At 63.9% G+C, this 23,817-nt stretch carries 23 protein-coding genes and 1 pseudogene; 10 read left to right on the plus strand and 14 right to left on the minus strand.

The features are described 5' to 3' along the window. Positions 1-119: 119 nt before the first annotated feature. Positions 120-407: pseudogene (locus tag AC5PZ0_RS13790) on the plus strand (DUF998 domain-containing protein); the annotation flags it as partial. A gap of 123 nt (positions 408-530) precedes the next feature. Continuing rightward, a complete protein-coding gene (locus AC5PZ0_RS13795) occupies positions 531-860 on the plus strand; it encodes a hypothetical protein (RefSeq protein ID WP_085274370.1) in 330 nt (109 codons plus the stop codon). Positions 861-982: 122 nt separating this feature from the next. Here AC5PZ0_RS13795 and AC5PZ0_RS13800 read toward each other — a convergent pair whose 3' ends face one another. Together AC5PZ0_RS13800 and AC5PZ0_RS13805 are read right to left on the minus strand one after the other, a co-directional pair. After that, positions 983-1,918, minus strand: coding sequence for a LysR family transcriptional regulator (locus AC5PZ0_RS13800; protein ID WP_027593613.1), 936 nt, complete (start codon positions 1,916-1,918; stop codon positions 983-985). A gap of 27 nt (positions 1,919-1,945) precedes the next feature. Further along, positions 1,946-2,920 carry a quinone oxidoreductase family protein gene (locus AC5PZ0_RS13805; RefSeq protein WP_493855194.1) on the minus strand — a complete coding sequence of 325 codons (975 nt, stop codon included), beginning with the start codon at positions 2,918-2,920 and terminating at the stop codon, positions 1,946-1,948. A gap of 194 nt (positions 2,921-3,114) precedes the next feature. Here AC5PZ0_RS13805 and AC5PZ0_RS13810 point away from each other — a divergent pair, with 194 nt between their 5' ends. After that, on the plus strand, positions 3,115-4,023 hold the full coding sequence (locus tag AC5PZ0_RS13810; RefSeq protein ID WP_099429085.1) for a LysR family transcriptional regulator: 909 nt from the start codon (positions 3,115-3,117) through the stop codon (positions 4,021-4,023). On the opposite strand, the gene AC5PZ0_RS13815 is transcribed toward AC5PZ0_RS13810, so the two are convergent. The 4 genes from AC5PZ0_RS13815 to AC5PZ0_RS13830 form a co-directional block, all read right to left on the minus strand. Further along, positions 4,024-4,539 carry a DMT family transporter gene (locus AC5PZ0_RS13815; protein WP_265970074.1) on the minus strand — a complete coding sequence of 172 codons (516 nt, stop codon included), beginning with the start codon at positions 4,537-4,539 and terminating at the stop codon, positions 4,024-4,026. A gap of 122 nt (positions 4,540-4,661) precedes the next feature. After that, a complete protein-coding gene (locus AC5PZ0_RS13820; RefSeq protein WP_493855195.1) occupies positions 4,662-5,246 on the minus strand; it encodes a hypothetical protein in 585 nt (194 codons plus the stop codon). A gap of 68 nt (positions 5,247-5,314) precedes the next feature. After that, complete coding sequence (locus AC5PZ0_RS13825; RefSeq protein WP_493855196.1) at positions 5,315-6,607, minus strand: PQQ-dependent sugar dehydrogenase; 1,293 nt, start codon at positions 6,605-6,607, stop codon at positions 5,315-5,317. Beyond that, the gene (locus tag AC5PZ0_RS13830; protein ID WP_493855206.1) at positions 6,604-6,978 is read right to left on the minus strand and encodes a DUF2231 domain-containing protein; all 375 of its coding nucleotides are present in this window, start codon (positions 6,976-6,978) and stop codon (positions 6,604-6,606) included. Before AC5PZ0_RS13830 ends, AC5PZ0_RS13825 begins: the two co-directional genes overlap by 4 nt. A 246-nt stretch (positions 6,979-7,224) precedes the next feature. On the opposite strand from AC5PZ0_RS13830, the gene AC5PZ0_RS13835 reads away from it, so the two are divergent. Next, positions 7,225-7,524, plus strand: coding sequence for a hypothetical protein (locus AC5PZ0_RS13835; RefSeq protein ID WP_085274366.1), 300 nt, complete (start codon positions 7,225-7,227; stop codon positions 7,522-7,524). Positions 7,525-7,541: 17 nt separating this feature from the next. Here AC5PZ0_RS13835 and AC5PZ0_RS13840 read toward each other — a convergent pair whose 3' ends face one another. Together AC5PZ0_RS13840 and AC5PZ0_RS13845 are read right to left on the minus strand one after the other, a co-directional pair. Beyond that, positions 7,542-8,354, minus strand: coding sequence for a class I SAM-dependent methyltransferase (locus AC5PZ0_RS13840; RefSeq protein WP_493855197.1), 813 nt, complete (start codon positions 8,352-8,354; stop codon positions 7,542-7,544). A 391-nt stretch (positions 8,355-8,745) separates the two neighbouring features. After that, entirely contained in the window at positions 8,746-10,932 is a 2,187-nt protein-coding gene (locus AC5PZ0_RS13845; protein ID WP_493855198.1) for an OsmC domain/YcaO domain-containing protein, read from the minus strand. 253 nt (positions 10,933-11,185) lie between these two features. Between AC5PZ0_RS13845 and AC5PZ0_RS13850 the strand changes: the two genes are divergently transcribed. The 5 genes from AC5PZ0_RS13850 to AC5PZ0_RS13870 are packed head-to-tail and all read left to right on the plus strand — an operon-like array spanning position 11,186 to position 16,895. Beyond that, complete coding sequence (locus AC5PZ0_RS13850) at positions 11,186-11,644, plus strand: (2Fe-2S)-binding protein (RefSeq protein ID WP_027593623.1); 459 nt, start codon at positions 11,186-11,188, stop codon at positions 11,642-11,644. Continuing rightward, positions 11,644-13,902 carry a xanthine dehydrogenase family protein molybdopterin-binding subunit gene (locus AC5PZ0_RS13855; RefSeq protein WP_493855199.1) on the plus strand — a complete coding sequence of 753 codons (2,259 nt, stop codon included), beginning with the start codon at positions 11,644-11,646 and terminating at the stop codon, positions 13,900-13,902. The genes AC5PZ0_RS13850 and AC5PZ0_RS13855 overlap by 1 nt, the downstream gene beginning before the upstream one ends. Positions 13,903-13,919: 17 nt before the next feature. Further along, the gene (locus AC5PZ0_RS13860; RefSeq protein WP_493855200.1) at positions 13,920-15,266 is read left to right on the plus strand and encodes a c-type cytochrome; all 1,347 of its coding nucleotides are present in this window, start codon (positions 13,920-13,922) and stop codon (positions 15,264-15,266) included. Positions 15,267-15,300: 34 nt separating this feature from the next. Then, positions 15,301-16,329, plus strand: a complete 1,029-nt coding sequence (locus AC5PZ0_RS13865) for an XdhC family protein (RefSeq protein WP_027593626.1) — start codon at positions 15,301-15,303, stop codon at positions 16,327-16,329. Then, a complete protein-coding gene (locus AC5PZ0_RS13870; RefSeq protein WP_493855207.1) occupies positions 16,326-16,895 on the plus strand; it encodes a nucleotidyltransferase family protein in 570 nt (189 codons plus the stop codon). The genes AC5PZ0_RS13865 and AC5PZ0_RS13870 overlap by 4 nt, the downstream gene beginning before the upstream one ends. A 3-nt stretch (positions 16,896-16,898) precedes the next feature. Here the strand turns inward: AC5PZ0_RS13870 and AC5PZ0_RS13875 are convergent, their stop codons facing one another. The 4 genes from AC5PZ0_RS13875 to AC5PZ0_RS13890 form a co-directional block, all read right to left on the minus strand. Continuing rightward, entirely contained in the window at positions 16,899-17,714 is an 816-nt protein-coding gene (locus AC5PZ0_RS13875; protein ID WP_099429077.1) for a substrate-binding periplasmic protein, read from the minus strand. 192 nt (positions 17,715-17,906) lie between these two features. Further along, on the minus strand, positions 17,907-18,548 hold the full coding sequence (locus AC5PZ0_RS13880; RefSeq protein ID WP_099429076.1) for a LysE family translocator: 642 nt from the start codon (positions 18,546-18,548) through the stop codon (positions 17,907-17,909). Positions 18,549-18,603: 55 nt separating this feature from the next. Continuing rightward, positions 18,604-18,804 (minus strand): DUF1289 domain-containing protein, encoded by a 201-nt coding sequence (locus AC5PZ0_RS13885; protein ID WP_027593641.1) that lies wholly within the window; start codon positions 18,802-18,804, stop codon positions 18,604-18,606. A 20-nt stretch (positions 18,805-18,824) separates the two neighbouring features. Continuing rightward, entirely contained in the window at positions 18,825-19,142 is a 318-nt protein-coding gene (locus AC5PZ0_RS13890; protein ID WP_027593642.1) for a hypothetical protein, read from the minus strand. A 313-nt stretch (positions 19,143-19,455) separates the two neighbouring features. Between AC5PZ0_RS13890 and AC5PZ0_RS13895 the strand changes: the two genes are divergently transcribed. Next, positions 19,456-21,207: a BCCT family transporter gene (locus tag AC5PZ0_RS13895; protein ID WP_493855201.1), complete on the plus strand. Its 1,752-nt coding sequence runs from the start codon at positions 19,456-19,458 to the stop codon at positions 21,205-21,207. Between the two features lie 51 nt (positions 21,208-21,258). Here AC5PZ0_RS13895 and dddP read toward each other — a convergent pair whose 3' ends face one another. Both dddP and proX read right to left on the minus strand, forming a co-directional pair. After that, entirely contained in the window at positions 21,259-22,605 is a 1,347-nt protein-coding gene (gene dddP, locus AC5PZ0_RS13900) for a dimethylsulfonioproprionate lyase DddP (RefSeq protein WP_493855202.1), read from the minus strand. A 60-nt stretch (positions 22,606-22,665) separates the two neighbouring features. Further along, positions 22,666-23,694 carry a glycine betaine/L-proline ABC transporter substrate-binding protein ProX gene (gene proX / locus AC5PZ0_RS13905; RefSeq protein WP_085274354.1) on the minus strand — a complete coding sequence of 343 codons (1,029 nt, stop codon included), beginning with the start codon at positions 23,692-23,694 and terminating at the stop codon, positions 22,666-22,668. Positions 23,695-23,817: the final 123 nt, after the last annotated feature.

Raw genomic sequence — 23,817 nt, forward strand, 5'->3', positions numbered from 1 at the left:
TCACACTGTGTCTGCGACACGCGGAATGCGAAAAATCAGCGCCACATGCTGGCCCAAAGCCAGCGAATGGCTGTACCGTGCGGCTTCGCGCTCACTTATCCATGGAAGGAAACGACAGCATGAAACCGCTCGACCGCATTCTGCTCGCCACTGGCCTGCTGATCCCCCTGTGGCTGCTGGCCGGCGTGTGGCTGACCGCCCAAGCGTACCCCGGCTATGACCACCTGCAACAGGCCATGAGCCAACTCGGCGCCGTGGATGCAGCCACCCAGCACTGGTCACCGCGGGTCAACAACTTCCCACTGGCCGTGTTGTTCGCACTGTTTGCCTGGGGCCTGGCCCGTCGCTGGCAGGGATCGACCCTGGCGCGGGTCAGCGCGGCCCTGGTGCTGCTGCATGGCCTGGGCCAGCCTGCGTGTCCCCGCCTCAGGGCGGTTGCGAATGGCCACTGCCTGACGGCAAATTGCTGGCCCCCAGGCGTTTGAAGGGAAGGCAAACTCCCTTCTCCTTCAGATGCTTAGGACAGCAACATGCGAGTACTTCTAGCAACGATGGCCGGCTGCCTGCTGGCCACGGCCGCCTTCGGCGTGCAGGCCAGGACGCTGAGCCAGAACGATCGCCAGACCTGTGGCTGGGGCGCACAGATCGCCGCAGAAGCCCAGCAGGCCAAGCTATCAGGGGTAACCCTGTATGCCACGCGCAAGAAGCTACAGGCGCGCAAGTTCGCCAAGCCGTGGATGCGCATGACCGCGTTCGGCATTACCGAGCAGACTTACAACAGCCGTTCGCGATTGAAACCTGCGGCGATCAAGCAGACCTATTACGAGCAATGCGTGCAGCATGCCGTCGCAAGGCGATAAATTCATATTTTTCAGTACTTTAGCCTGATTATTTGCAGCAAAACGTTAACAACAGGCGGAACAACCAAAAATAGTTTTATCGTTTGATTTCAACTAGTTAAACAATAAAATTAAGGCGAAATCTAAAGATGATCGCCCTGGTGCCGCCAGGGCGCTCCCGCACTGAACTGCTCAGTCACCCACGCCTTGAAAACCCCGAGTGCAGCGGTGTTCAGCCGTGCCGTAGGCCGCACCAGGTAGATCCCTGCCGCCACGTCGAGCTGCCAGTGCGGCAGCACCCTCACCAAGCGCCCACTGGCCAAATCCTCGCCCATCAGCCAGTCGCCGCCAGCCAATATGCCCACACCCCGCCGAGCAGCTTCGAGCAAGGCTTCGTTGTCATTACTGCGCAACGAACCACTGACTTTGACACTGACTTGCTGCGCTTGCCGGGTGAGGCGCCATTCGGGAAACGAACGCAAGCCGCTGAAGCCGAGGCAGTTATGCCCGGCTAGCTGCTCAGGCTGCTGCGGCGTGCCATGACTGGCCAAGTAGCCCGGCGAGGCGCAGAGGATGCGGCGGTGATCGCACAGCTTTTGCGCCACCAGGCGGTTATCGGCCAACTCGCCGATACGGATGGCAGCGTCAAAGCCCTCGCCGATCAGGTCAACGAAGCGATCAGCGTACTCGGCCTCCACGGTGACCTGCGGATAGGCCAGCACAAAATCCGCCAACATCCCGCTCAACCAGCGCCGCCCCATGGCCGCCGGCAAGGCGAGGCGCAAACGCCCCCGCACCGTTACCGCCCCTTGCGTGGCTTCCTGTTCGGCTTCGGCGATCAGCCGGCTGGCCTCACGCACCCGCGCCACCAACCGCTCACCTTCGTCGGTGAAGCGCAGTTGCCGCGTGCTGCGCTCAACCAGGCGGATGCCAAGGCGTGCTTCGAGTGCGCTCAGGCGCTTGGACAGCACCGTGGGGTGGCGCGCCAGTTGCTGTCCAGCAGCCGCGAACGACCCCTGCTCGTGTAGGGCCAGCAAGGTGGCAAGTTCATCGGCGCGGCGGCTGTCGAAGGCGTCCATGGCAAGGCTCGGCAGAAGGTAGGAAAGTCAGGCAATGAGAATCAGCGCCCCTTCCGACAGCCCTTGCTCCAGGTCCGCGTGGGCCCTGGCCGCTTCGGCCAGCGGGTAGCGACGCCAGACCCGAGGCTGGATGATACCTGCGTCGACCGCCGCCAGCACATCGGCGGCGCGCTGCTGGTACTCCTCGACGGTGCGCGTATGGGCTGCCAGTGACGGGCGCGTCAGGTACAGGGAGCCCTTGGCATTGAGCGTGGCCACTTCAATGGCCGCCGGCGCGCCGGAGGTGCCACCAAACGACACCAGCAACCCGCGCGGGCGCAGGCTGTCCAGCGAGGCCTCCAGCGACACCTTGCCGACACTGTCATACACCACGTCCACGCCCTCGCCGTGCGTCAACTCACGCACCTCCCTGGCCAACGTGGCCGCCTCGAACACCATCACGTGATGGCAGCCCGCCGCCCGCGCCCGCTCGACGCTCTGTGGTCGCGACACCACGCCAATCACGGTCGCCCCCAGGTGCCTGGCCCAAGACGCCATGAGCTGCCCCAATGCCCCGCCCGCGCCATACAGCAGCACCTGGGTACCCGGCCCCACGCGGTAGGTGCTCTTCAGCAGGTACTGCGCGGTGATGCCCTTGAACAATACGGCTGCGGCGGCTTCGTCATCCAGTGAGTCCGGCAGCTTTACCAGGCGCTCGGCAGGGAACAGCCGCCCGCTGGCATAAGCGCCTACCGGGCCCATCGCATACGCCACCCGGTCCCCCACGCGCACATTGCCCACCCCTTCACCCACCGCGCTCACCCGCCCTGCGCCCTCCAGCCCCAGGCCAGACGGCAATGCCAGGGGCGCCCCGCCCTTGCGCTGCAGTACGTCCAGCGGGTTGACGCCCATGGCGGTCTGCTCCAGCCAAACCTCGCCTGGCCCTGGCACTTGCGGTTGGACGTGCTGCACCTGCATGACATCGGCAGTGCCGGTGGCGTTGAGTGTTATACGGCTGGCCATGATCGATTCCTGTGAGGATGACGGTTTCGATACAGGCTAATTAGGCATGGCAAGTTGAACAATACGGCGCAGTGCAGATGATTTCTGCAACCCGTGCAGCAATAGCCGACCGCCATGCGCACCGCCGCGCACCCAAACCAGAGCATCTGTTAGGCTGATCAAAGCCCGCCCAACCAGCCTCGACTATTCGCCCCATGGATGAACTGCGCAAGATCGACCTCAACCTGCTGCTGGCCTTGCATGCACTGCTGACAGAGAAGCACGTGACCCGCGCCGCCCTGCGCCTGCACCGCAGCCAGCCGGCGGTGAGCCACGCGCTGGCACAATTGCGCAGGCACTTCGACGACCCCTTGCTGATACGCCAGAACGGCCGCATGGCCCTGACCGCACGTGCGCAGGCACTGGCCAAGCCGCTGCAAGATGCCTTGGGCAACCTCAACGCACTGCTGGCCGCTCCACTGTTCGACCCTGCCAAGGCGCAGCGTCGGTTCCGTTTGTCGTTGTCCGACTATGCTTCGCGCATCATCCTCCCGCCCCTGGTCCGCCACGTGCGCCAGGTAGCACCCGGTGTAGACCTGGCAATCAGCCAGGCCAGCCGTGAAACCATGCTGGCCCAACTGCTCGACGGGGAGCTCGACCTGGCCTTGGGCCTATTCCCCGAGCTGCCGCAGAGCATCACCGCCCAGCCACTGTTCGAGGAACACTTCATCAGTGTTGCCGACCGCCAGGTGCTGCCTGCCAGTGGGGGCCTAGCGTTGGCCGACTGGCTGGCTCGCCCCCATGTGTTGATGGCCATGCACCCCGATGCCCATGATGAAATAGAACGCGCACTGGCCGCCCACGGCCTGCAGCGGCGGATAGCCCTAGCACTGCCGCACTGGAGCGCAGCGGTCGAGGTGCTTGCGGGCACCGACCTGATTCTCACGGTGGCCAGCCGCGCGGTAGGTTCATTGCGCCAGCATCAGGCGTTGCGCCGGTTTGAGCCGCCACTGGCCATTCCTTCGTTTGCCTATCAGCAGGCCTGGCACAGCCGCAAAGACAGCGACCCCGGGCATCGCTGGCTGCGCGAGGCCGTGTGGGCCTGCAGCCAGCCAGGCACTTGATCAGCGCTGTGACTGCTCGAGCACCACAGGCTTGGCCGCAGCGCTGCTCCCCCAGTCCCCCTGGACCAGAAACACCCCACACAGGATCAGTACCACGCCGGCCACCCGAGCCAGGTTGACCGGTTTGCCCCCCAGCCCCATTACCCCGAAGTGGTCAGCGATGACCGCCGTCAAGATCTGCCCTGCCACCACCAGCACTAGAAAGCCCGCGGCGCCCAGTTTCGGCGTCAGTGCTGCCGCGCCGGCCACGTAGAGCGCGCCCAGCACGCCGCCAATCCACAGCCACCACGGCCCTTGGAGGGCCTTGCCCAGGTCTGGCGTTGGCACCCGCAGTATCAGCAGCGCCGCAATCACCACCACTGAACTGACCGTCAGCGAGGTGAACGCCCCCCATAACCAGTGGCCCAACGCCCGACCAACAGCGGCGTTGCCAGCTGCCTGAAACGGCAGCACGGCACCCGCCAGCAACGCCATCGCCACAGGGATACCCAACAGAACCATCGACTTGCTCAACATGACCACCCTCACCTTGTTGTGTGATGGAGGCCATGATCGATGGATCTGCACCGGTTATGGAAATCAAACACATGCACCCCGACTATTCGCCGTGTGAATAGTCGGGCACCTCACTCGCCGACCTAGCGTGAGGTCTCTACGCGCAGCACTTCGGTGTAGATGGCATCGACCGTCTGGCCGACCTTGAGGTTCTTCATGCGCGCCTGCAGGTCAGGGTTCTCGACCTTCACCACCTGCAGCTTGCCTTCCGGCGGCAGCAGGCTCACCTCATGCTTCTTGAGGTCGATCTTCTTGATCTGCGACGTGACCTTGACCTGGCGGAACGCCTCACCGCCGGGGTTGGGGTTGTCCTTGGTGGCGCGAATGCTGCCGGACTCATCACTCACTTTAGGCGCGCCGCCCACCTCGGTATTGAGCACATAAGCCACAGCGCGGGTCACGTAGATGTCAACCGTGTCGCCGACCTTGAGGTTGGGCAGCGCCTTGGCCTTCTCGGTCAATTGGAAGGTCACAGGCTTGCCGTTGGCGCCCTCCACCGTGACCTGGCGGCTGGCCAGGTCGATAGCCTGCACCTTGGTGGTGACATGGCTTTCCAGCGCTTCGCTACCAATCGGCACATCAGCGGCCTGGGCCGTGAAGCTGAAGCTGCCAGCGAAGACCAGCGAGGCGAGTGCGACAGCGCGAGCGAGTGAGCTAATGGGTTTCATAGGCCTGCTTCCCTGTATTCGTTTCCGGGTTGGCGCGTGAAAGGTTCACGCGCCAACAAGCATAGTCATTACTGGCTGCGCGTCACCCGCCAGACCGTATTGGCCAGGTCGTCGGCAATGATCAAGGCACCGCGCGGGTCGACGGTGACCCCCACCGGCCGCCCACGCGTCTTGCCGTCCTCGCCCCGGAAGCCCGTGGCGAAGTCGATCGGTTCGCCTCCCGGCTTGCCATTGCTGAACGGCACGAAGATCACCTTGTAGCCCACGGGGTTTGGCCGGTTCCAGCTACCGTGCTCACCCACGAACACCCCGTCGGCGAAGCGCTCGCCCATGGCCGGTACCGAGAAGTCGACCCCCAATGCAGCCACATGCGAGCCAAGGCTGTAGTCCGGCTTGATTGCCGCCGCCACCTTGTCCGGGTTCTGTGGCCTGACCCGGTCATCGACGTTCTGGCCCCAATAACTGTAGGGCCACCCATAAAACCCGCCTTCACGCACCGACGTCAGGTAGTCCGGGACCAGATCAGGGCCGAGTTCATCACGCTCGTTGACCACCGCCCACACCTGCCCGCTCTGCGGCTGAACAGCCAAGGCCGTCGGGTTGCGCAAGCCGGTCGCATAGGGCCGGTGAGCACCGGTCTGGGCATCGACCTGCCAGACCATGGCCCGATCGATCTCCACTTCCAGGCCGCGCTCGGTGATGTTGCTGTTCGAGCCGATACCCACATAAAGGAAGCGCCCATCAGCGCTGACGGCCAACGATTTGGTCCAGTGGTGGTTGATTTCGGCAGGCAGGTCGGTGACCTTGACCGGCGCACCGCTGGCCTTGGTCTGGCCCTCCTGGTAGTCGAAACGCACCAATGCATCCTGGTTGGCCACGTACAGCTTGCCGTTGGCAAACGCCAGGCCGTAAGGGGCGTTGAGGTTTTCAGCAAACACCGTCTGCACCTCGTAGGTGCCATCGCCGTCGGCGTCGCGCAGCAACGTCAGGCGATTGCCGCCTTTGACCTGGGTATTGCCCTTGGCCTTGATCTGGCTGGCGATCACATCCTTGGGTTTGAGTTTTGCGGCGCTGCCGCCGCGGCCTTCGGCTACGAGAATATCGCCATTAGGCAGCACCAGGCTCTGGCGCGGGATGTTCAGGCCGGTGGCGATTGCCGTGACGCTGAAGCCCTCAGGCACAGTCGGCTTCTGCTCACCCCAGGCAACTGGCTCAGCGATCTTCATGCTCGGCAGCAAACCACGCTGTGGCTCAGGCAGCTTGGGGTCCGGGCCATGGGCTTGAGTGGGCGTGCCTTCCCCACCACAGGCGCTGATCAGTAACGCCATGCTCAACAGGCTCAAGGTATGCAAAGCCTTCATGCCACACCTCCCGAACGCAGGTTGCTAAGGCCAGTCCACGCCGCGACAGTTGCGAGCCCGGTCACAATGACCGACAGCACCAACCCCGACGGCATCACTGCCCAGGCGTCCTTGGCATGCTCGAAGGCATTGACCAACCCCAACACCCAGGTCGCCAGCAACAGCACGAAATACAGGGTCGCACGCCCGCCCTTGCGCTCGGCGCGGATCAGGTTGACCAACGCGAACAGCAGCGCCAGCCCACAGAACACCAGGCCACCGGCGATCAGCCAGGCCGCGAAGTTGCTCCATTGGATCTGGTAGCTATTGAAGTAGGCGATATCGCTCATCAGCGCGCCAAGAAACAGCGGAACACTGCCGGCCAACAGCATGGCGTGCAATGGGCCTGGCGTGCAGCGGTAGAGGGTTTGCTCAGATGCGGTCACGGCGCCTCCTTATCGTTCAGTGACCCGGGCCTGATGACAAAGACATCATCAGGCGTGCGCGGGGTGCGCTAAAGAAAGGAGCGTCTCTACGACGCGATAGTTCACCGTTTCGCTTGAATGGTATCCTGCAAGCACCCGCGCTGTACTTTTCCACCTTCAGCGCTTTGGCATCATTCGAACAAGGAGAACAGCATGAGCGACTACCGGGAGCGCACGTGGGCGTTCTGGGCACTGAACACGCTGCTCATCCTCGGCCTGGGGCTGAGCGCGGGCTGCTCCAGCAAAAAAAACCAAGCCCGCTATGCGGCCTCCACCGTTGGCTCCAACTGCTTCGCCAAGGCCGTACCGACTACGGGCGAAGGTGGCCTGGCCTGGGGCAATACCCTGAGCATTGCCCGGCAGAAGTCGCTGAACAACTGTGTGCGCTATGCAGGCAGGTCTGGGGGGACGCCGAAGACCTGCCAGGTGGTGATGGCCAAGTGCAAGAACTAGGCAGCAGTCGCTGACGCTCAACGCCGCGTGATCACCACCTCCAGATACTCGCTGGGTACCACCAGCGAGGCCCCGCCCGCCACGTTGTTTACATTCAACAGCGCAGTCAGGTCGCTCTCCAGCGCATTGGCAGCTTCAGGCGCCAATGCCGCAAACGCCTTGTGCACCGGCCCATACCAAGTGCGGAACACATCGATGAAGTGCGCTGCAGAGCGATAGCGGAAGTTGAAGTGTTGACGGGTGACCTGCATCTGGCCAAGCGCCCTGTCGAACAGTACCCGCAACTGCTCCTCGTCACCCCAGCGTGAAGGGGGCAATGCCCCGGCTGGCGGCGGAACGTGGCGCCCGAGCGTCTTGAACATCTGGCCAACGAAACCCTGGGGCGTCCAGTTCGCCAGGCCAATCCGGCCGCCGGAACGACAGACGCGGCTCAATTCCCGCGCGGCCTGGGCCTGATCGGGGGTGAACATCACACCGAAGGTCGACAGAACGGCATCGAATGCACCCTCGGCGAACGGCAACGCTTCGGCATCGGCCACTTGAAACACCACGTTCAGGTGCTCGGCCTGAGCGCGTGCCTCACCGCGCTTGAGCAACTCGGCCACGTAGTCGGTGGAGGTGACGCGGCAACCGCGCCGCGCGGCGGCCAGGGTGGCATTGCCGTTGCCGGCCGCCACGTCCAGCACCTGCTCGTCCCAGCGCAAATCACAGGCTTCGGCCAGGCGTTCACCCACCAGCTGCAGGGTGGTGCCGATCACGGCGTAGTCACCGCTGGCCCACGCGGCTTGCTGGCGGGCTTTCAAGGCATTGGTATCCAAAGGGGTGCTCATGGTCTGCGCCTTCGTGTTGTGCGCGGCCGAGGTCCTTCTGGCGGTCATCGCGCCATGGATAGGTTGAGGGGTCGAGCCCGTGGGGGCAGCAAAAAATTATGCGCCTGATGGAGGAAGCGGCAAGCGGTGAGGGGTGAGAGGCAAGACGGATTTGAGATAGCGGAAAGCATTAACCGCTATATGGGGATGGTTGCGAGGTGTACGGTTTGGGGGTTTTGGCGCTTGTGTGATCGAGCGCCGCTTGCGCGACGCTTCGCAGCACAAGGCTGCTCCTACAATTGTTTCGGGCCAATTATTCCTGTGGCAGGGGCGCGACCTTCCTGGCGGCGAATCGGGCCTGTGTAGGAGCAGCCTTGTGCTGCGAAGCGCCGCACAAGCGGCGCTCGGTCTATCAGGCAAACTTGGCCCGAGCTGCATGCAGCTTCTTGTAGCTCTCGATCAAACGCAAATGACGATCCAGCCCTTCCAGCTTCATGCTGGTCGGCGTCAGGCCATGGAAGCGCACGCTGCCGTCCACCGAGCCCAGCACCGCGTCCATCCGCGGGTTGCCGAACATGCGGCGGAAGTTGGTTTCGTAGTCTTCCATCTCAAGTTCATCATCCAGCACCACTTCCAGCACCACGTTCAACGCCTGGTAGAACAGGCCACGCTCGACGGTGTTGTCGTTGAACTGAAGGAACGCCTCGACCAGCTCCTTGACATCTTCGAAGCGCTGCACGGCCAGGCAGATCAGTAGCTTCAACTCCAGAATGGTCAACTGGCCCCACACCGTGTTGTCGTCGAACTCGACGCCGATCAACGTGGTGATGGTGGTGTAATCGTCCACATCGCAGTTGTCCAGGCGCTTGAGCAGCAACTTCAGCGAACGGTTGTCCAGGCTGTGCAGGTTGAGGATGTCAGCGCGGAACGACAAGGCCCGGTTGGTGTTGTCCCAGATCAGGTCCTCGACCGGGTAGATCTCCGAGTAACCCGGTACCAGGATGCGGCACGCGGTGGCACCGAGGTTGTCGTACACCGCCATGTACACTTCTTTGCCCAGGTCTTCGAGGATGCCGAACAGGGTCGCAGCTTCCTGCACGTTGGAATCTTCGCCATGGCCAGAGAAGTCCCACTCGACGAACTCGAAATCGGCCTTGGCGCTGAAGAAGCGCCACGACACCACGCCGCTGGAGTCGATGAAGTGCTCGACGAAGTTGTTCGGCTCGGTCAGCGCGTGGCTTTCGAAGGTGGGCTGCGGCAGGTCGTTCAGGCCTTCAAAGCTGCGGCCCTGCAACAACTCGGTGAGGCTGCGCTCCAACGCCACTTCCAGGCTCGGGTGCGCGCCGAACGAGGCGAACACGCCACCGGTGCGCGGGTTCATCAAGGTCACGCACATGACCGGGAACTCACCGCCCAGCGATGCGTCCTTGACCAGCACCGGGAAGCCCTGCTCTTCCAGCCCCTGAATACCGGCAACGATGCCCGGGTACTTGGCCAGCACTTCCTGCGGTACATCCGGCAGGCACAGTTCGCCTTCGAGGATCTCGCGCTTCACCGCACGCTCGAAGATTTCCGACAGGCACTGCACTTGCGCCTCAGCGAGGGTGTTGCCAGCGCTCATGCCGTTGCTGAGGAACAGGTTCTCGATCAGGTTGGACGGGAAGTACACCACCTCCTGGTCCGACTGGCGCACGAATGGCAGCGAGCAGATGCCCCGCGCAGTGTTGCCCGAGTTGGTGTCGTACAGGTGCGAGCCGCGCAGCTCACCGTCGGGGTTGTAGATTTCCAGGCAGTTCGCGTCGAGGATCTCGCTGGGCAGCGCGTCCTTGGGGCCCGGCTTGAACCACTGCTCGTTCGGGTAATGCACGAACGGCGCGTTAGCGATGTCCTCGCCCCAGAACTGGTCGTTGTAGAAGAAGTTGCAGTTAAGGCGCTCGATGAACTCACCCAGCGCCGAGGCCAGCGCGGCCTCCTTGGTCGAACCCTTGCCATTGGTGAAGCACATCGGCGACTGTGCATCGCGCACATGCAGCGACCACACGTTGGGCACGATATTGCGCCACGAGGCGATCTCGATCTTCATCCCAAGGCCCGCGAGAATCGCCGACATGTTGGCGATGGTCTGCTCCAGCGGCAGGTCCTTGCCCGGGATGTAGGTGCTGGTGTCCGACACCGGCATCAGCAGCCCCTGGGCATCGGCGTCGAGGTTGTCCACCACCTCGATGACGAACTCCGGCCCGGTCTGCACGACCTTCTTTACCGTGCAACGGTCGATGGAGCGCAGGATGCCCTGGCGGTCCTTCTCGGAGATGTCTTCGGGCAGCTCGACCTGGATCTTGAAGATCTGGTTGTAGCGGTTTTCCGGATCGACGATGTTGTTCTGCGACAGCCGAATGTTTTCGGTGGGGATGTCGCGGGTCTGGCAGTACAGCTTCACGAAGTAAGCCGCGCACAGGGCCGAAGACGCCAGGAAATAGTCGAACGGCCCCGGGGCCGAACCGTCGCCTTTGTAACGGATCGGTTGGTCGGCGATCACCGTGAAGTCGTCGAACTTGGCTTCGAGACGGAGATTGTCGAGAAAATTGACCTTGATTTCCATGCGGGATTACCGTGAGTTAAGCGTGCAAAACGAAATTGGCCGGCATTATCCGGGTTTTTCGCCTGGAAGTCCTGTTTGCCTGCCGCCAACGCCTGCCTTGCGCATTCCGCCGGATTCCTTGCCTGATCCTCCTGACCTGTCGGCAGCGCCCGCTCGCCGGTCGTAGCGCTGTGCTAGCGTTTCTGGATTGGGGGCAGCGTATCCCCACTCAAGACGACAACGCGACAGCAAACCGATGATGAGCAGGTGAACCATGGAACTACGCATCAACCAGAAGACCTATCAGGTCGAGGCCGACGCTGACACGCCCCTGTTGTGGGTGATCCGTGACGACCTGGGGCTGACCGGCACCAAATATGGCTGCGGCCTGGCGCAATGCGGCGCCTGTTCGGTGCTGGTGGACGGCAGCGTGGTGCGCGCCTGCGTGACCCCGGTGGCAGGCGTGGTCGGGCGCGAAGTGACCACCATCGAGGCGATCGAGGACGACGCCGTTGGCAAGCGCGTGGTCGCGGCCTGGGTCGAGCACCAGGTGGCCCAGTGCGGCTACTGCCAGTCAGGCCAGGTGATGGCCGCCACGGCGCTGCTCAAGCACACGCCCCAGCCCAGTGACGCGCAGATCGATGCCGCGATGGTCAACCTGTGCCGCTGCGGCACCTACAACGCCATCCATGCCGCCGTCCACGACCTTGCGGCCCAGCGGGAGGAGGCGTGATGAACACGCGTATCGATACCCCTGCCGAGCTGTCGGCGCTGCCGCTGGGTGAGCCGGTTAACCTGTCACGCCGCCGCTTCCTGCTAGCCTCGGCGGGCGCCGCCGCGGGCGCGCTGGTACTCGGGTTTGGGTTGCCGCTGGGCTCGGCACGGGTCCAGGCCGCTACCGCCGCGGCCCAGGAGCGCGGCACACAAGTGCCGGCCTTCCTTGAAATTCGCCCGGACAGCACTGTGCGCCTGCTCTGCCCGTTCATGGAGGGTGGCCAAGGCACCTACACCGCCATGGCACAGATCGTCGGCGAAGAACTGGACGCCGACCCGGCCACGTTCCTGGTCGACAGCGCACCGCCTGGCGAGGCTTACGTGGTGATGGAAAACGGTATGCGCATCACCGGCGGCAGCATGTCGGTACGCATGAGCTACCCGACCATGCGCCGCCTCGGCGCCCTGGCCCGGGCCATGTTGCTGCAGGCAGGTGCCGAGCAGTTGGGGGTGCCGGTCGACGAACTCTCCACCGAACCCGGCAAGGTCATCCATGCAGCCTCAGGTCGCTCGGTGCCCTACGGCGAACTGGCCGAGCGCGCCCTCGACCTGCCGGTGCCAGACCCGGCCAGCGTGAAGCTGCGCGACCCCAGCCAGTTCCGCTGGATCGGCAAACCGGTGCGCCGGGTCGATGCCTATGACAAATCCACCGGCAAAGCCGTGTACACCATCGACATCAAGCTCGACGGCATGCTCCACGCCGCCGTCCAGCACGCACCGCGCCTGGGCATGACAGTGGGCAGCCTGCGCAACGAAGCACAGGTCAAGGCCATGAAAGGCGTGCATTCGGTGCATCAACTACCCGGCGCGGTGGCGGTGGTCGCCGAACGCTGGTGGCATGCCAAGCGCGCGGTCGAGGCCCTCCAGGTGGACTGGCAGGAGCCCGGTAGCGATTCGCCGGTAAGGCCGATGCCGGCCGACTTCTCCAGCGACGCCTATCGTGACCGCCTGGCCACCGAGCAAGGCCCCGCCCGTGACGAGGAAAACCAAGGCGATGTGGCCGGGGTGCTGGCCAAGGCCAAGACCAAGGTCGAGGCGACCTACCACAACCAGTACCTCAACCACGCCCAGCTCGAGCCGCCCTCGGCGCTCGCCCGCTTCAACCCCGACGGTTCGCTGGAGGTGTGGTTGCCTAACCAGGCGCCGGACATGTTCCGCGACGATATCGCCAAACGCACCGGCCTCGACCCTGCGCGCATCACCCTGCACTCACCCCTGCTGGGCGGCTTTTTTGGCCGGCATTTTCTGTACGACTCGGCCAACCCCTACCCACAGGCCATCGCCCTGGCCAAAGCGGTGGGCCGCCCGGTCAAGCTGATCTGGAGCCGCGAAGAGGAGTTTCTGCGGGATGTGTTGCGCCCGCTGGCGGTGGTCAAGTTCCGTGGGGCACTGGATGACGATGGCCTGCCCGTCGCGATAGAAGCCGTGAGTGCCACCGAAGGCCCAACCGAGGCACTGGCCGGCAAACAAGGTGACAAGATCGACCCCACCGCCCTTGAAGGGCTGTCGGGCAAGTCGTACGCCATCGCCAACAAACGCATTGCCCAGATCTACGTCAAAGGCCCGGTCATGCTCGGCTACTGGCGCTCGGTGGGCAACTCGCTGAACGACTTCTTCTACGAAGCCTTCCTCGACGAGCTGGCCGACAAAGGCGGCAAGGACCCTTATGAATTGCGCCTGCATCTGTTGCGCGACAACCCGCGCCTGACCACCCTGCTACAGGCGGTCGGCGAGTTGTCCGGTGGCTGGAAGCGTGGGCCATTCACGGCCGAGGACGGCAGCAAACGGGCACGCGGTGTGGCCATGGCCTCGCCGTTTGGCTCGGAGGCGGCGGTCATCGCCGAAGTGTCGATCGAAAACGGTCAGGTCAAAGTGCACGACATCTGGCAGGCCATCGACCCAGGCAGCATCGTCAACCCGGCGATCATCGAAGCCCAGGTCAACGGCGCCGTGGCCCTGGGCCTGTCGCAGACCCTGTTGGAAGAAGCGGTGTACATCGACGGCAAACCCCGGGCGCGCAACTACGACCTGTACCCGATCCTGCCGCCTTCGCGCATGGCCCGGGTGCATGTGCGCATCGTCGAAAGCGGCGCGAAGATGGGCGGCATCGGCGAACCGCCGCTGCCCGCGGTTGCACCGGCGGTGGCCAACGCGGTAGCGCGGCTGACCGGCCAGCGCATCCGCAGCATCCCATTGAGCCGCTACACCTTCACCTGACAGGACAAGGAACGCCCATGACCCACAGCCGATTCGCAAGAACCGCCGGCTGGCTGGCGCTGCCGTGCCTGGTCGCGGCAGGCCTGCTGGCCTGGTATGTCACCCGGGAGCCCGCGTCGCCTTTCGTGGCCGAACACAATGCCAACGTCGACCCGGCGCTGGTCAGCCGCGGCGAGTACGTGGCCCGGCTCAGCGACTGCGTGGCCTGCCACAGCCTGCCCGACAACAAGCCGTTCGCCGGGGGCCTGGAGATGGCCACGCCGTTAGGCGCGATACATGCCACCAACATCACCCCAGACCGGGACACCGGCATCGGCGGCTACAGCCTCGCCGACTTCGACCGCGCCGTGCGCCATGGCGTCGCCCCCGGTGGCCGGCGGCTGTACCCGGCCATGCCCTACCCCTCCTACGCCAAGCTCAGCGATGACGATGTGCGTGCGTTGTACGCGTTTTTCATGCAGGGCGTGCAACCTGCCAGCCAGCCGAACATCCCCAGCGATATCCCCTGGCCGCTGAACCTGCGCTGGCCCATCGCGCTGTGGAATGGGCTGTTTGCGCCCACTACGCCCTACGTGACCAAGGCTGGCCAGGACCCTCTGTGGAACCGCGGCGCTTATATTGTCCAGGGCCCCGGGCACTGCGGCAGTTGCCATACCCCGCGCGGCCTGGCCTTCAACGAAAAGGCTCTGGATGAAGACGGCAAGCCGTTTCTGGCCGGCGCGCTGCTCGATGGCTGGTACGCGCCGAGCCTGCGCGCCGATCACAACACCGGCCTTGGGCGCTGGAGCGAAGCCGAGATCGTCCAGTTTCTCAAGACTGGGCGTAACCGGCATGCCGTGGTCTATGGCTCGATGACCGAGGCGTTCAACAACTCCACGCAGTTCATGGCCGACGAGGACCTGGCGGCAATCGCCCACTACCTGAAATCGCTGCCCGGCGATCCGCAACGTGACGGCACGCCCTGGCAGTACCAAGCGGCATCGGCGGCGACGACGCTTGAGCGCCCGGGCGCCCACACCTACGTCACGCGCTGCGCCTCTTGCCATGGGCTGGACGGCAAGGGCCAGGCCGAATGGATGCCGCCGTTAGCGGGCGCAACCTCGGCCTTGGCCGGCGAGAACGCCTCGGCGATCAACATAACCCTCAATGGCTCGCAACGCATCGTTGCCGCTGGCCTGCCCGATGCCTACCGCATGCCGGCCTTCCGCGAGCAATTGTCGGACCAGGAGGTTGCCGAAGTACTGAGCTTTGTGCGCAGCAGTTGGGGCAACCACGGCAGCGCGGTGGATGTACAGGCAGTGAGCACGTTGCGCGGGCACACCGACCCGGCCAGCAGCAGCCCCATCATCTTGCATATGCGATGAAGCCGGCACAGGTATTACGCTTTGGAGAATGAGAATGGAAAGCATCGACCTGCTGGTATTGCGCACCGCCCGTGACTGGCTTGCCAGCGGTGAACGCGTCCTGCTGGCCACCGTGGCCCGCACCTGGGGCTCCTCCCCTCGCCCGGTCGGTTCGATGATGGCCCTGCGCAGCGACGGTCGCGTGGTCGGCAGCGTGTCCGGTGGCTGCATCGAGGACGATCTCATCCACCGCTACACCACCGCCTATGGCGGCCCCGGCATGCAGACCGGGCTGCCGGAGGTGGTTCGCTACGGCGTCAGCGCCGAGGACGCCCACCGTTTCGGCTTGCCCTGCGGCGGCACCCTGCAACTGATCCTCGAGTTCGAGCCATCGGCAGCACACCTGGCGCAACTGCTGGCCGGCCTGGACAGCGGTAGCCTGATACGCCGCGAGCTGGATGTGCGCAGCGGCGCAGCCACGCTTACGGCCAGCGCCACACCGGATCAGTTCAGCTTCGACGGCCAGCGCATGCTCAGCACCCTCGGCCCTGGCTACCGCGTGCTGCTGATCGGCGCCGGCGCGCTGGCCGAATACCTGGCGACCATGGCCCTGTTCAACGGCTTCACGGTGTCGGTGTGCGACCCTCGGCCCGAGTACATGGGCGGCTGGAGCGTCGAAGGCGTGGTGAAGCTGGCCGGGATGCCGGACGACGTGGTTCGCGCCTTCGCCCCCGACCTGCGCAGCGCCGTCGTCGCCCTCAGCCACGACCCCAAGCTCGACGACCTGGCATTGCTCGAAGCCCTGCACAGCCCGGCGTTCTACATCGGCGCCATCGGCTCGCGGCGCAACAGCCAACTGCGCCGCGAGCGCCTGATCGAACACTTCGGCGAGACCGAAGCCAGCCTCCAGCGCCTGCACGGCCCTATCGGCATCTACATCGGCAGCAAGACCCCGGCCGAAATCGCCGTCAGCGTCATGGCCGAGATCCTTGCCGCCAAGAACGACGTGAGCCTGCCTGGCGCGGTCAACGTGACCAAGGCCAAGCTTGCGCGGGAGGCCGAGGCGTGCCTGCACACCCCATGACCTGCGCCGCGCTGGTACTGGCGGCCGGGCGAGCGCAGCGTTTTGGCAGCGACAAACGCCTGGCACGGCTGCCTTCGGGGCAGACGCTGCTGGCAGCGACGCTGGCGCGTGCATTCGAGCAGTTCGCCGTGGTGCACATCGTGCTGCGCCCGGGCGACAACGCGCAACAACTGGGCATCGACCCGCGTGCCCGGATCGTATGGGCCGACCAGGCCGAGCATGGCATGGGCGCCAGCCTGGCAGCGGGGGTAACCGCCCTGTTGCAGACCCCCGCCCAGGCGGTGGCGGTGCTGTTGGCGGATATGCCGTGGATCGCACCGCGTACCTTGCACACGTTGTGCGAGCAGGCCAGCGCTACACGTATCGTGCTGCCGCTGTACCAGGGCCAGCGCGGGCACCCGGTGGTCTTCGGCCGTGCCTTCTGGCCGGCACTGGCGCAGTTGCACGGCGATCAAGGCGGCAGGCAGCTCATCCTGGACAATCCGCAGGCGTGTGCCAGCGTAGCCGTCGACGATGCTGGGGTAGTGCTGGACGTTGACGTGCCTCAAGCCCTGACGTCGATGTGAGGGTCAGTGAGCGAGCCCTTGCGACTGCTGTTGCTGCCAACGTGCCAGGTTCTGCCGCAGTAATTGCTCCGGCAACGTGCTGGACACGACCTGGGTCATCTCCCGCGTCAGCGCTTCGCGCAACTGCGGCTGATTGCAGGGCGACTGATGTGATACCGCCAGGTACAAGCCTTCGCTGGACACGGGCGGGTCCAGCACCTGCAGCTTGTCCTGCATGCCCAGCGTCTGCGCCAATGCCATGCCGGGGTACTGCTCGAAGACCACGTAGTCGCTGCGTTTGAGCAACAGTTTCTCGAAGGCCTGCTTGGCACTGGGCACCGCTTCGAGCGTGAGGTTGGCCCTGGCATAGTCATCGAACTGCTGGCCATGGCTGTTATTGACCAGTGTCCCGCCTTTACGGCCTTGCAGGTCCGCCCATTGCTGATAGGCAAAGGCCCCTTGCTGGCGCACCCAGACCACGCTGGGCGTGTGCAGGAACGCGGGGCTTATAAAGTCCATCAGGTGGGTGCGCGCCTGGGTCAGAAAATACCCGGCCAGCAGGTCGATACGGCCCGTGCGCACTTCCTCCTGGGCACGCGACCAAGGCCCGCCATAGACCACCTCCACCTCCAGCCCGAGTTGCTTGCCCAAGTGCTTGAGCAAGTCGGCATTGGCACCGATCAACTGCTGAGGGTTGTGTGGGTCACGCCACAGGTACGGGGGGTATTCAGGGTTGCCAGTGGCCGTCAGGTGCTGGCATGCCGCCTGCGCACCCGCGCCCATCGGTAGCAGGGACCCGCACAACAACAGCAAGGCGTGGCGAACGCAACGCTCGATCATCTACAACCCTCGGCACAAGTGGCACCCGGCGACCCGGCGTGGTCGCCAAAGGCTGCCACATCCCGTGGAAGACTGCAGCATCTGGCTTCGCGTGGTGTAGACAGTCTGGCTCAACAATGGCTAGGCGGCAGGGTTTTGTTGCGCAGGCAGGTTGACGGGGCCACTGCGCGTCGCCAGTAAGCCCCGAATGGCTTAAGCCGACTGACGACGCATCGTCAAAATGGCCGCACCGAAGCCAATGAAGGTCGTCCCCACCACCCGGCTCACCCAGCGCGAAAGGCTGGGCCGGGTCAACACGCCCTTGGCACGCGAGGCCAGCGCGGCGTACAGGGTCAGCGAAACGAGCGACAAGGCGACAAAGATCCCGGTCAGGATCAGGAACTGCGGCAGCAACGCTGCACCCTGATCGATGAACTGCGGGAACAGCGCCGTGAAGAACATGGTCGCCTTGGGGTTGGTCACCGCCGTCAGGAACGCCGATTTGTACAGTTTCATCGGCGTCGGGCGTTGCTTGGCCACCCCGGCGTCAGCCCCCGCCTCGAGCATCGGGCCTTTCTTCAACAACTGCCGTGCGCCGAGGTAGAACAGGTACGCGGCACCGATGATCTTGACCGCATTGAAAAGGACTTCAGAGCTGGCCAACAAGGCGCCCAGCCCGAGCATGGCCGCTGCCGACAGGCAGAACAGCCCCGAACCATTGCCCAGCGAGGACCAGACAGCGCTGCGCTGCCCGTGGGCCAGGCTGTTGTTGATCGCCATCAGCGTTGCAGGGCCAGGGCTGGCGATGGCGATCGCAGCGACCAAGGTAAAGGCAAGAAGCGAGTGAGAATCCATTTTCCAGGCTCGATTTAACGTTCAGAGAGTTGAGTGTTGACGCAGTAGACAACGGTCAGTCGGTATTCTGCCGCTTCGCGTTCTTCTTGACGATGGCCTTCATCCGCGTGGCCGCGCGCTGCACGGTGGCCATTTTCTCAGGGCGCTTCATGCCGCGCCACTTGCGGATTTCTTCACGGGTGCGGCCACAGCTTACGCACAGCTCGCTGTTGAGCTGGCAAAGCGAGACGCAGGGGTTGTCGATGTCTTTGGCCATTACACGCTCAAGACCAACATTCAGGCCGGCATTTCAGCGCGCACACGTTCGGCGGCTTCTTCAAAGACTTTGCGAAGCTCTTCGGACTTGGCCTTGGTAATCGACTTGGCGGCCAACAGTTCCTCCACCACACGAACGCACTGTGCCTCGGCAGTTTTCAGTTGCTCACGGTCAGAGGCGTCGGCGATATCACCCAGATAAGGAGCAACGAGGTACACGTACCGGTCCTGCAGCTTGAGTGTTTCCAGGGCATCGAGGGCAGTCTGGAACCGTTGGGCAGCGGCAGGGCTCATGCTCAATTTATCGAAATGAATCAGGCTCACACGGTCAGTGGCCATTGACGAATCTCCGTTTCCTGATAAGGCCAGGCTCGCAGGCAGCGCCGCTTCTACGGTGCTCGGGAGTGCGGGCCAGGGTAATGCCCATCAGGGTACCAGAACGCGGGACAAATAGGGCCATCGCCCCCGGAACTAAAAGTATTAAACAGGTCGTTCAATGGATGCCCCACGGCGCATTCGGGACAGGAAGCGCTGTGACTCGCACAGGATAATCGGCCCGGCAAGACTCCCCCGCCGAGACCGTTATCGACCCCGGCAGCCCACAACAACAAGCCTGCACGCGCAGGTAAGCCACAAAGGGGCAACACCATTCATGGCAAAGGAACACATCACCGAAACGCTCGACCTTGGCGTGACGGACCCCTCGAAGACTGCAGAAGCGCGCCAGGACCGGCACCTCGAGGGCAAGATCGACTGGATCGTCTTTGGCATCACCAGCATCCTGGCCATCGGCTTCGTCATCTGGGGCTTCATCAGCCAGGCCAGCCTGGCCGCCAGCGCGTCCTCAGCGCAATCCTGGGTCATTCTCAACTTTGGCTGGTTTTTCGTACTTACCTCGACCGTGCTCGTCATCTTCGTGCTGTGGCTGGCAGCCAGCCGCTACGGCAGAATTCCGCTAGGGCGTGATGGCGAAGCGCCAGAGTTCCGTACGGTTTCCTGGGTGGCCATGATGTTCAGCGCCGGTATGGGCATCGGCCTGATGTTCTTCGGCGTTGCCGAACCCTTGTCACATTACGTGTCGCCGCCTCCCGGCTCGGCCACCGGGCAATCGAGCGAAGCCATGCAGGTGGCCATGGCCACCACCCTGTTCCACTGGACCCTGCACCCCTGGGCCATGTATGCCATCGTTGGCCTGGTGATCGCTTACGGCACCTTCCGACGCGGCCGCTCGCAGCTGATTTCCACCGCCTTCCGGCCCCTGATCGGTAAACACGCCAACGGCCCAATTGGCCGTGTGATCGACATGATGGCGATTTTCGCCACCTTGTTCGGCTCTGCCGCCTCGCTCGGCCTTGGCGCCCTGCAGATCGCCGGTGGCCTGGAATACAACGGCTGGATCGAGAGCCCCGGCAAGCTGTTCTACATCTCGATCATCACCCTGCTGACCATCGCCTTCGTCACCTCTGCGGTCTCTGGCATCGGCAAAGGCATCCAGTGGCTGTCCAACACCAACATGGTGCTGGCGCTGGTGCTGGCAGTGTTTGTGTTCCTGGTTGGCCCGACACTGTTGATGCTCAACCTGCTGCCCACCTCCATCGGCATCTACATCAAGATGCTGCCAGAGATGATGGCTCGCACCAACGCCAGCGGCGGTGAGCAGATGGACAGCTGGCTGGCCGGCTGGACAGTGTTCTACTGGGCTTGGTGGATCTCCTGGACGCCTTTCGTCGGCATGTTCATTGCCCGCATCAGCCGCGGCCGCACCATCCGCCAATTCGTCACCGGCGTGCTGCTGGTACCGAGCCTGGTCAGCCTGGTGTGGTTCACCATCTTCGGCGGTGCCGCCATCGACGCCCTGCGCGAAGGCAGCTTCGCACTGGTCAATGGCGCCGTGAACAGCAACCATGCCCTTTATCAGTTGCTGGACAGCTACCCGCTGGCCTCGGTGACCTCGGTACTGGTGATGATCCTGGTGGGTATCTTCTTCGTCTCCGGTGCCGATGCCGCGTCGCTGGTCATGGGTACCCTGTCGGAGCACGGCACCACCACGCCATCACGGCGCACCGTGATCTTCTGGGGGGCGCTGACCGGCACGGTGGCGGCGATCATGCTGGCGATCGGCGACCCACGCGACCCCGGCGAAGCGCTCACCGGGCTGCAGAACCTGACCATCGTGGTGGCGCTGCCCTTTGTCGTGGTGATGGTGCTGCTGTGCCTGGCGCTGTACCGCGACCTGCGCAAGGACCCGATGATGCTGCGCCACCTGCGTGGCACTGAGCTGATCGAAAAGGCCGTGCTGTATGGCGCGGTGAAACACGGCGAGGAGTTCTACATCGTGGTGCAGGAGAAGAAGTCCGCGAGCAAGCAGGCGCAACCCCTGGCCGACGCCGAGCTGAACGGATAACCCCTACGCTGCAACAACCCGGGGCCGCCAAGCGGGCCCGGGCCGCTTCAGTCACTCGACGAGAAAGCTGTCTTCGAACGCGTAATGGGTCAGCACTTCATACCCCGTCTCCGTCACCAGCAGCTGGTTCTCCAGTTTTATCCCGTCACGCCCTCCTACCTCCCCCACATAGGCCTCTACGCACAGCGCCATGCCAGGCTGCAGTTCCCCTTCGTAACCGTAGGCGTCGAAGTCTTCCGGGTAACGAATACAGGGGTACTCGTCGCACAGCCCCACGCCATGGAACATCACCCCATAACGCTGGGCACGGCAGCTTTCCGGCAGACGATGCCCGTTAGCGGTGAGCTCGGAGAAACGCACGCCAGGCTTGACCATGTCGGCGTTGACATGGATGTGCTCATGGGCGATTCGATACAGGCGTTTTTGCTCGGCCGTCGGCTCAAGCCCGCCACACATCCAGCTGCGCGACATGTCGACGCAAAAGCCGTACACGCCGATCAGGTCGGTGTCGAACGACAGCAGGTCGCCGTCGTTCAGCACCCGTGGGCCGGACTCCTGATACCACGGGTTGGTACGCGGGCCGGAGCTGAGGATGCGGGTTTCGATCCACTCGCCGCCACGGCGGATATTACCGCTGTGCAACGCCGCCCAGACGTCGTTCTCGGTTACCCCGGCGCGCATGGCCTGGCGCATTTCGGCGATGGCAGCTTCACAGGAAGCCACCGCGCAGCGCATGGCGAGGATTTCATCGGGGCCCTTGATCAAACGCGCGAACTCGGTCACCGCCTGGCCGTTGTGCACCTGCACGCCCAAGGCGTCCAGGGCTCGCAGGCCGGCAACCTCGATGCGGTCCACGGCCAAGCGGCGGTTGTCGCCGGCATGGGTTCGCAGCAGTTCGTCGACCTGGGCACAAAAACGCCGGGCATGTTCGTCGGTACGCTCGCCCGTTTCGAAGTAGAAGAACGACGCGCCACTGCGCAGCTCACGCACCAACGGCAGGTGTGCCGAGAGGTGGTCACAGCCATGAAAATCCCACAGCACCACATGCCCGCTGGCAGCGACGAAACAGGCACGGGCGGGGTTGTGGGTGGTCCACAGCTGCATGTTGGTGCTGTCGGTGGCGTAGCGGATGTTCAACGGGTCGAATAGCAGAATGCCGCCGAGGTCACGGGCCACGAGCTGCTCGCAGATGCGTTGCAGGCGGTACTCACGCATCGTCGCCAACTGCGGCACCTGCAGGCCGAGCGCGGCCCACTCGGCGAACGCCAGAGGGGTCGGGCCGATTTCGCTGCGGTCGTTGTCATCGACCGAGCCGTCGGCCCTGAGCGCGGCAGCACGCTGGCGCGACGGGTCGATACGGCGTGACTGGGCGGGGATCGAGAACGGCGAAGTCATCATGGTGCGAGGGCTTCCTTGATCGTAGTGTTGGAAGAATCACCCACCTGCAAGGTGGCGCCGCTAGTTGCTGGCTTGCACCGCTGTCGCTCGCGCGGCCTGCAGCCATTGATCAAACTGCTGACGATGCGCTGCAATCCACGCCTGGGCGTGGCGCTGAATGTCGCTCAGGTTCTTCTCGCCGTTCTGCATCTTGAGGTTCTGCGCGCTCTCGTCCGCCGCGCTGATCTGCACCAGCGACAGAAACTTCAGTGCCGCCGGGTTCTTGTCGGCGAACGCTCGGTTGAGTACCGCTTCGACCTTGTCCACCGCAAAGCCCAGGTTCTTGCCCTCGAACGTGGTATCGACGCTGTTGCCGCCGCCCGGCAAATCGGTGTTGGGCACTTGCAGCCACACCACGTCGCGCCCCTCCACCATCACCCCGGCCACCCACTGGGGTACCCAGGTGTAATAGAGCACCGGTTTGCCTTCCTTGAAGCGGGTGATGGTGTCGGCCATCAAGGCGAAATACGACCCTTGGTTGACGTGCACGGTCTTGTCCAGGTCATAGGCCTTCATGTGGTGGGCGATGACCAGTTCGCAGCCCCAGCCGGGGTTGCAACCGGTCAGGTCGGCCTTGCCATCGCCGTCGGTGTCGAACAGCTTGGCCAGCTCGGGCTTTTTCAGGTCGGTGATGTACTTGATGTTGTATTGATCGGCGGTTTTCTTGTCGATCAGGTAGCCCTGCAACACGCCAGGCATGATATCGCCGGCCTTGACCATGTTCTGGTCGCCGCCGGCCTTCTCGTAGAAGCTGGCGTGCAGCTTGTCCCACAGGTTGACGCTGAAGTCGGCGTCGCCGTAACCGACTGCCAGAATCATCGTGGCGTATTCGGTTTCCTTGGGTTTCTGCACGTTGTAGCCCAATTCGCGCAGGCCCTGCATGGCGATTTCGCCGCGGAAGCGTTCTTCATCCACCGAAGGGAACGACGGGGTTATCTTCACCCCCTCCCCTGGCTTGTCGGTGGAGGCGCTGGCGCCCAGGCACGTCACGGAAAGCGCCATGGCACAAGCGCACTGAAGCAAACGACGGGTGAACGGGGACTCGTACATCTTCGCGTACCTTTTCGGGTTGTTGTCGAGGGTTGCGGCAGATAGAACGCGGTGTTTCAGGCGGCCTTGCGCTGCCCTTGTGGTTGCGCCGCGCCACATAGGCGCAGCACCAGGCCCACCGGG

This window comes from Pseudomonas sp. 5.2 (assembly GCF_059025405.1).